5 protein-coding genes are annotated in these 7,347 nt (G+C 73.7%); all 5 read right to left on the reverse strand.

The window, feature by feature from the left end; genetic code table 11:
- Positions 1-63: 63 nt before the first annotated feature.
- A complete protein-coding gene (gene obgE / locus ACH4F2_RS01130) occupies positions 64-1,500 on the reverse strand; it encodes a GTPase ObgE (protein ID WP_398130582.1) in 1,437 nt (478 codons plus the stop codon).
- Between the two features lie 111 nt (positions 1,501-1,611).
- On the reverse strand, positions 1,612-1,866 hold the full coding sequence (rpmA, locus tag ACH4F2_RS01135) for a 50S ribosomal protein L27 (protein WP_003976205.1): 255 nt from the start codon (positions 1,864-1,866) through the stop codon (positions 1,612-1,614).
- A gap of 14 nt (positions 1,867-1,880) precedes the next feature.
- The gene (gene rplU, locus ACH4F2_RS01140; RefSeq protein ID WP_007449531.1) at positions 1,881-2,201 is read right to left on the reverse strand and encodes a 50S ribosomal protein L21; all 321 of its coding nucleotides are present in this window, start codon (positions 2,199-2,201) and stop codon (positions 1,881-1,883) included.
- Between the two features lie 214 nt (positions 2,202-2,415).
- Positions 2,416-3,477, reverse strand: a complete 1,062-nt coding sequence (locus ACH4F2_RS01145) for an iron-containing alcohol dehydrogenase family protein (RefSeq protein ID WP_398130583.1) — start codon at positions 3,475-3,477, stop codon at positions 2,416-2,418.
- Between the two features lie 167 nt (positions 3,478-3,644).
- A partial coding sequence (locus tag ACH4F2_RS01150; RefSeq protein ID WP_398130584.1) for a ribonuclease E/G occupies positions 3,645-7,347 on the reverse strand: 3,703 nt, incomplete at its 5' end.

Here is a 7,347-nt window from a genome sequence, read left to right on the forward strand (position 1 = left end):
GCCCGCCCGCATCCTCACGGATGCGGGCGGGCCCCTTTTTCGCCGGCTTTCACGGGCCGAGGTCTAGAACGGCTCGAAGCCGTCGAACTCCCGCTCCGCCTCGTCGCGTTCCGCGTCCCGGTCCCGGCGTCGCTGCGCGGCCGGGCGGGGCGCCTCGAAGCGGTGGTCCTCACCGCGGCGGCCGAGCATCTCGGCGCCGGCCGTCACCGACGGCTCCCAGTCGAAGACGACCGCGTTGTCCTCGGGGCCGATGGCCACGCCGTCACCGTTGCGCGCGCCCGCCTTCATCAGCCGGTCCTCGACGCCGAGGCGGTTGAGCCGGTCGGAGAGGTAGCCGACGGCCTCGTCGTTGCTGAAGTCGGTCTGGCGCACCCAGCGTTCGGGCTTCTCGCCCCGCACCCGGAACAGGCCGTCCTCCTCGCGGGTGACGGTGAAGCCGGCGTCGTCCACGGCCTTGGGCCGGATGACGATCCGCGTGGCCTCCTCCTTGGGCCGGGCGGCGCGCGCGTTGCCCACCAGCTCGGCCAGCGCGAAGGACAGCTCCTTCAGACCCATGTGGGCCACCGCGGACACCTCGAAGACGCGGTAGCCGCGCGCCTCCAGGTCCGGCCGGACCATCTCGGCGAGGTCCTTGCCGTCGGGCACGTCGATCTTGTTGAGGACGACGATCCGGGGCCGGTTGTCCAGCCCGCCGTACTCGCGCAGCTCCCCCTCGATGATGTCCAGGTCGGAGACCGGGTCACGCTCGGACTCCAGCGTCGCCGTGTCCAGCACGTGCACCAGCACGCTGCACCGCTCCACGTGGCGCAGGAACTCGAGGCCGAGGCCCTTGCCCTGGCTGGCGCCGGGGATGAGGCCGGGGACGTCCGCGACGGTGTACACGGTCTCGCCGGCCGTCACCACGCCCAGGTTCGGGACGAGCGTCGTGAAGGGGTAGTCGGCGATCTTCGGCTTGGCCGCGCTCAGTACGGAGATCAGCGAGGACTTGCCGGCGCTCGGGTAGCCGACCAGTGCCACGTCGGCGACGGTCTTCAGCTCCAGGTGGATGTCCTGGAGGTCCCCGGGCACGCCGAGCAGCGCGAAGCCGGGCGCCTTGCGCCGCGCGGAGGCCAGCGCCGCGTTGCCGAGGCCGCCCCGGCCGCCCTGTGCGGCGACGTAGGAGGTGCCCTGGCCGACCAGGTCGGCGAGGACGTTGCCCGCCCTGTCGAGGACCACGGTGCCGTCGGGTACGGGCAGGACCAGGTCCTGGCCGTCCTTGCCGGAGCGGCTGCCGCCCTCGCCGGGCTTGCCGTTGGTGGCCTTGCGGTGCGGGGAGTGGTGGTAGTCGAGGAGTGTGGTCACCGACTGGTCGACGGTGAGGATCACGTCACCGCCCCGGCCGCCGTTGCCGCCGTCCGGGCCGCCGAGCGGCTTGAACTTCTCACGGTGGACGGAGGCACAGCCGTGGCCTCCGTTACCCGCGGCGACGTGCAGTTCGACGCGGTCCACGAAGGTGGTCATGGGATGTGCCTCCAGTTACTACTCACTGCGGGAATGTCTCTTGGGTAACACGCGAAAGGCGGACCCGCTTCCCTTGGGGGGAAGTGAGGTCCGCCTCGCGAAAGAATCCGATCAGGCGACCGGAACGATGTTCACGACCTTGCGGCCACGGTGGGTGCCGAACTGCACCGCACCGGCCTGCAGCGCGAACAGCGTGTCGTCGCCGCCACGGCCGACGCCGGCGCCCGGGTGGAAGTGGGTGCCGCGCTGGCGGACCAGGATCTCACCCGCGTTGACGGCCTGACCGCCGAAGCGCTTCACGCCGAGCCGCTGGGCATTGGAGTCGCGCCCGTTCCGAGTGGACGATGCGCCCTTCTTGTGTGCCATCTGTTCTCAGTCCCTTACTTCGCAGCCGCGGGGATCTCAGTGACCTTGATCGCCGTGTACTGCTGGCGGTGGCCCTGACGACGGCGGTAGCCGGTCTTGTTCTTGTAGCGCAGAATGTCGATCTTCTGGCCCTTGTGGTGGTCCACGACCTCGGCCTGGACCTTGATGCCGGCCAGCACCCACGGGTCGCTGGTCACAGCGTCGCCGTCAACGACGAGCAGGGTCGAGAGCTCGACCGTGTCGCCGACCTGGGCGGTGGAAATCTTGTCAACCTCAACGATGTCGCCGACAGCAACCTTGTGCTGGCGACCACCGCTGCGCACGATGGCGTACACGCGGATCTCACTCTCTCGCTCGGGAACGGCACCCCCGCAGTCCAGCCGCCCGGTGACACACGCGGACGGCCTCTCCCGGCCGGGGCCCGGCAGGCCCGCACCCGGAAGGAAGAAAGGTTTACGGAGGTGTGACGCGTCAGTCGACACGCCGACGGTCAAGATTACGGGGCCTCACGACAGGGGTCAAACCGGGCCCGGGCGCCCGGCCGCCGCCTCAGTCCGCGACCGCCGCGACGTACTCGGCGTACGCCTTCTTCGCCCGCGCCGGCGACAGGTCCAGGTGCTCCAGGATCGTGAACCGGCCGGGCCGGGTCCGCGGCGCGAACTCCACGGCCCGCACGAACTCGTCGTCACCGAACCCGATCTCCTGGGCCACCACCGGCAGCCCGTGCCGCCGCAGCGTCCGGGCCGTCAGCAGGGAGGCCTCGTACTCGCCCCGCAGATACGTCGCGAAGGCCGCGCCGATGCCCACCTGCTCGCCGTGGCTCGCCGCCCGCCCGGGGTACAGCAGGTCGAGCGCATGGCTGATCTCGTGGCAGGCGCCGGACGAGGGGCGGGTGTGCCCGGCGATCGTCATGGCGATGCCGGACAGCATCAGGCCCTCGGTCAGCACGGTCAGGAAGCCGTCGTCCCCGCAGCCGCCGGGGTGGCGCAGCACGGCCTCGCCGGCCTGCCGGGCCAGGGCCGCGGCGAGGCCGTCGACCTTCTCGCCGTTCACGCGGTGGGCGAGCTCCCAGTCGGCGACCGCGGAGATGTTGGAGACGGCGTCGCCGATCCCGGAGCGCACGAAGCGGATCGGCGCCTCGCGGATCACCGCCAGGTCGACGACGAGCGCGATGGGCGTCGGCACGCCGTACGAGCCGCGGCCGGCGTCGTTGTCCAGTATCGACACCGGCGAGCAGATGCCGTCGTGGGAGAGGTTGGTGGCCACGGCGACCATGGGCAGGCCGACGCGGGCCGCGGCGAACTTGGCGCAGTCGATGACCTTGCCGCCGCCGAGTCCGACGACCGCGTCGTAGCGGCCCGACTTCATGCCGTCGGCCAGCCGCACGGCGTCGTCGATCGTGCCGCCGCCCACCTCGAACCAGTCGGCGCCGGGCAGGGACGGCGCCAGCCGCCGGCGCAGGCGGGCCCCCGAGCCGTCGCTGACCGCCACGGCGAGCTTCCCGGACTGGGAGATCCGCTGGTCCGCGAGGACACCCGCCAGGTCGTCGAGGGCGCCCGGGCGGATGTCCACCACGAGCGGCGAGGGGATGAGCCTTGTCAGTACCGGCACGTGGTCTCTTCCTCTCGCGGGGCGGGTCGGCGGGGACGGGCCGGTGGCACGGCTGTCCCGTGATGATGCGCCCGCGGACGCCCGGGGAAACGTGTGGTCCTGTCCGAACCGAATTCCCAGCGGATTCCGAGCGGACAGGACCACACGTACTGCGACAGGCGGCCGGATCAGCCCTCGTCGGTGGCGGCCGTGACCGAGGACGGCGCCTGCTGGGCAGCCGCCGCGGTCTTCTTCGACGCCGCCTTCTTGGCCGTGGTCTTCTTGGCGGTCGTCGTCTTGGCCGCCTTCTTGGCCGTGGCCTTCTTCGCGGTCGTCGTCTTCTTGGCCGCCGCGGTCTTCTTGGTGGCGGCCTTCTTCGCCGTCGCCTTCTTGGCCGTCTTGCGGGCCGCCGCCTTCTTGGCCGGGGCGGCCTCCTCGGCGGCCTCCGCCGCGGTCACGTCCTGCTCGGCCGCCGCCGGCTCCGCTTCGCCCGCCGGGGCCGACGGGACGACCATGACGGCCGCCTCCTCGGACGCCGTGGACGTCGTGGGCTTGCGCACGGCCCGGCGCCGCGGACGGGCCGGGGCGGCGCTCTCGGCGGCCGTACCGGACGGCTCCGCCGACGCCTCCGCGGCGGCCGGTGCCTCCGGTGCCCGCTCGGACCGCTCGGTCTCCGGGACCGTCAGCACGGCGGCCTCGGCACCGGCGGGCGAACCGGCCGGTGCGGACACCTTCCGGGTGGCCCGACGGCGGGTACGGCCCTTGGGCGCGGCCTCCTCGGCAGCCGGAGCCTCGGTCACGGCCGGGGCCTTGGCGGCCGCGGGGGCCTGGGTCACGACCGGGGCCGGGGCGCCGGAAACGGCGTCCTCGACGGCGGCGGGCTCGGCCAGCACCTCGGCGGCGGACTCCCGCCGCACGGGGCGCTCGACCTCCTCCTCGACCGTGACGTCCTGCGCGGTCGGGGCCTCGGCGCGCCGGGCCTCGCCCTTCGCGGCCTTCGGGGCGCCCGCCGGGGACGACGCCCGCCGGCTCGTACGACGCCGGCCGCGACCGCGCGTGGCGGCGGCCTCGGCCTCGGCGGCGCTGCTGTACAGCTCCTCGTCCGCGCTGAAGTCGGGCGCCGGCAGGGCGACCGGCTCGGCCACCTCGGCGGCGACCTCGGACTCGGACTCGGCGTCCGCCTCCTGCTCGGCCGTCACACCGGTCTCGACACCGGCCACGGCCTCGTGCTCGTGCGGCTGCTCGCCGCCGGCCCGCGCCCGCTTGCGGCGCTTGCCACCGCCGCCACCACCGGCGGCGGTCGGCTGGTCCAGGTGGACGATGACACCACGCCCGTTGCAGTGGACGCAGGTCTCGGAGAACGACTCCAGCAGACCCTGGCCCACCCGCTTGCGGGTCATCTGGACCAGACCCAGCGAGGTCACCTCGGCGACCTGGTGCTTGGTCCGGTCCCGGCCCAGGCACTCCAGCAGACGCCGCAGCACCAGGTCCCGGTTGGACTCCAGCACCATGTCGATGAAGTCGATGACGATGATGCCGCCGAGGTCGCGCAGCCGCAGCTGGCGCACGATCTCCTCGGCCGCCTCCAGGTTGTTCCTGGTGACCGTCTCCTCGAGGTTGCCGCCCTGACCGGTGAACTTGCCGGTGTTGACGTCGACGACGACCATCGCCTCGGTCCGGTCGATCACCAGCGAACCGCCGCTGGGCAGCCAGACCTTGCGGTCCAGCGCCTTGGCGAGCTGCTCGTCGATCCGGTACGTGGCGAAGACGTCGACCTCGCTGGTCCACTTGGACAGCCGCTCGGCGAGGTCGGGCGCCACGTGGGACACGTAGCCGTGGATGGTCTGCCAGGCGTCGTCACCGCTGACGACGACCTTGGAGAAGTCCTCGTTGAAGATGTCGCGGACGACCCGGACGGTCATGTCCGGCTCGCCGTAGAGCAGCGACGGCGCGTTCGAGCTGCCGCCGCCCTTCGCCTTCTTCTGGATGTCCTCCCACTGCCCCTGGAGCCGCTCGACGTCGCGGCGCAGCTCCTCCTCGCTCGCGCCCTCGGCGGCGGTGCGCACGATGACGCCCGCGTCCTCGGGGACGATCTTCTTGAGGATGGTCTTCAGCCGGGACCGCTCGGTGTCGGGCAGCTTGCGGCTGATGCCGGTCATCGAGCCCTCGGGCACGTAGACCAGGTAACGGCCGGGCAGGGAGACCTGGCTGGTCAGGCGGGCGCCCTTGTGGCCGATCGGGTCCTTGGTGACCTGCACGAGGACCGACTGGCCGGACTTGAGCGCCGACTCGATGCGGCGCGGACCGCCCGACATGCCGAGCGCCTCGAAGTTGACCTCACCGGCGTACAGGACGGCGTTGCGGCCCTTGCCGATGTCGATGAAGGCGGCCTCCATCGACGGCAGCACGTTCTGCACCTTGCCGAGGTAGACGTTGCCGACGTACGAGGTCGCCTGCTCCTTGTTGACGTAGTGCTCGACGAGCACGCCGTCCTCCAGGACGCCGATCTGCGTGCGCTCGCCGTGCTGGCGGACGACCATGACGCGCTCGACGGCCTCGCGGCGGGCCAGGAACTCGGCCTCGGTGATGATCGGGACGCGCCGGCGGCCCTGCTCGCGCCCTTCCCGGCGGCGCTGCTTCTTGGCCTCCAGGCGGGTCGAGCCCTTGATGGACTGCACCTCGTCGGACGGCTCCGCCTTCGGGCGGGGCTCGCGGACCTTGACGACGGTGCGCTCGGGGTCGTCGGCGGACGACTCGGAGTCCCCGGAGCCGTCCCCGGCCCGGCGACGACGGCGGCGACGGCGACGGCTGCTGCTGGAGCCACCGCCCTCGCCCGAGGCGTCCTCGCTCTCCTCGGCGTCCTCCTCCGCCTGCTCGGCGGCGTCCTCGGCGTCCTGCGCGGCCTGTTCGGCGGCGATGTGCTCGTCGCCTTCGGCGGACTCGCCCAGGTCACCCTCGCCCCGGCGACGGCGACGGCCGCCCCGGCGACGGCGGCGACGCGAACCGGACTCCTCGGAGCCCTCGGCGTCGTCGTGGTCCTCGCCCGACTCGTCGGCCTCGGTCTCGGCGTGCGGCTCGTCCTGCGGCACGGCGGCGGCCCGCTCCTCGGTGACCTCCTCGGCGGCACCCCGGCGCTTGCGGCGGCGGCGCGGCCCGGCGGACTGCTCCTCGGCGACCTCCGCGACCTCCTCGGGCGCCTCGGAGACCTCGGGCTCCTGCGCCTTCGCCGGCTCGGCCCCGGCCGCCTCGGCGGCGGCCTCGGCCGCGGCCCGCTCGGGCGTCTGGAACTGGGGCTCGGCGAACACGGGCGCCTGGAACACGGCCACCGCGGGACGCGACGGGCGCTTGGGGGCGTCGGCCTCGTCGGACGGCGCGGCGGCGGTCCGCGGCGGCGCGGCGAAACCGGTGGCGGCCTTACGGGTGGACCGGCGGCGGGCACGACGCGGAGCGGCGTCCTCGACGGGCTCGGCGGTCTCCGCGGCCTCGGGGGCCGGCGCGGCCTCGGGGGCCGACGCGGGCTCGGGGGCCGACGCGGGCTCGCGCTCGTCGGCGCCGCCGTCGGCGGGCGCGCCGGTCGGGGCGGACACGCGCCGCGTGGCACGGCGGCGGGAGCGGCGCGGAGCGGCGTCCTCGACGGGCTCGGCGGGCGCGGGCGCCTCGGCGGGCTCAGCGGCATCGGCGGCCGGCTCAGCGTCCGTCGCCGAAGCCGCGGACACCTCCGCGGCGGCCGGCTCGGCGGGCGAGGTCACACTGCGCGTGGCACGACGGCGGGAACGGCGCGGAGCGGCGTCCTTGACGGGCTCGGCGGGCGCGGGCGCCTCGGCGGGCTCAGCGGCATCGGCGGCCGGCTCAGCGTCCGTCGCCGAAGCCGCGGACACCTCCGCGGCGGCC

This window comes from Streptomyces sp. NPDC017890, from assembly GCF_044328675.1.
Classification (GTDB): domain Bacteria; phylum Actinomycetota; class Actinomycetes; order Streptomycetales; family Streptomycetaceae; genus Streptomyces.

Bases quoted from the DNA above. Each gene is read 5' to 3' on its own strand.
- rpmA (WP_003976205.1), bottom strand. From the start codon at position 1,866: ATGGCACACAAGAAGGGCGCATCGTCCACTCGGAACGGGCGCGACTCC.
- obgE (WP_398130582.1), bottom strand. From the start codon at position 1,500: ATGACCACCTTCGTGGACCGCGTCGAACTGCACGTCGCCGCGGGTAAC.